Raw genomic sequence first — 1014 nt, forward strand, 5'->3', positions numbered from 1 at the left:
TGAACCGTCCTGGGTCTGGTGGAGACCGTGATCTCACCAGGAGAATGCCGGTATGGGTGCACTGAGGAAGTTTGATCCAGAGACGCGTGAGCGGGCTGTGAGGATGTATCACGACCACCTCGCCGAGCATGGCGGCGGAAAGCTCGCCGCCCGGAAACACGTGGGCGCATTGCTCGATATCAACCAGGCGACGTTGCGGAACTGGATCGAGAAGGACCGGCCGATCGTGACTGCGCGGGGAACGATGACGGTGGGCGAGCAGGACGCCGAGTTGGCGGCGCTTCGCAAGGAGAACGCTGAATTGCGAAGGGCCAATGAGATTTTGAAGACAGCGTCGGCGTTTTTCGCCGCGGCGGAGGTCGACCGCCGACTGCGGTGATCGTTGATTACATCGACGCTCACAAGGGTCGGTTCGGGGTCGCCCCGATCTGCCGAGTGCTCACTGAGCACGGCGTGCAGATCGCCCCGTCCACCTACTACGCCCGCACGCAAGCGGGTCCGGTCTCGGTGACACGATTGGCCGAGGCGTACGACGCTCACGCGGTCTACCAGGCGTTTCATCGCAATCGTGGCGTGTACGGCGTCCGCAAAATCTGGCACACGATGCGCCGCGAGGGCCGTGAGATGGGCCGTGATCAGGTGGGCCGACTGATGGGGATCTGCGGGATCGCCGGAGTCACCCGCGGAAAACATCGCACGATCACGACCCAGCGCGATGATCGCGCGCCGCGGCATCCTGATCTGGTGGAGCGCAAGTGGTCATTGCCGGCCAGGCCAGATCAGTGGTGGGTGGCTGATTTCACCTACTGCTGGACCCTGGCAGGGTTCGTTTACACCGCGTTTCTCGTCGATGTGTACTCGCGTCGAATCCTCGGGTGGCGGGTGATGACGAGCAAGTCGACACCGTTGGTGACCAGCGTTCTCGAACAGGCCTTGTTCACCCGACGTAGAACCGACTTCTCGTTCACTGCAACAGGTTTGATTCATCACAGCGATGCCGGAAGTCAGTACACA

At 61.9% G+C, this 1014-nt stretch carries 1 pseudogene and 1 other annotated feature; the pseudogene reads left to right on the forward strand.

Annotated elements, in window-relative coordinates:
* Window positions 1-52: 52 nt before the first annotated feature.
* Window positions 53-1014, forward strand: a pseudogene (locus tag AMD30_RS24270) (IS3 family transposase); the annotation flags it as partial.
* Window positions 337-468, forward strand: a sequence feature (AL1L pseudoknot). Its footprint overlaps the pseudogene before it by 132 nt.

Source organism: Gordonia sp. HS-NH1, assembly GCF_001418765.1.
Classification (GTDB): Bacteria; Actinomycetota; Actinomycetes; order Mycobacteriales; family Mycobacteriaceae; genus Gordonia.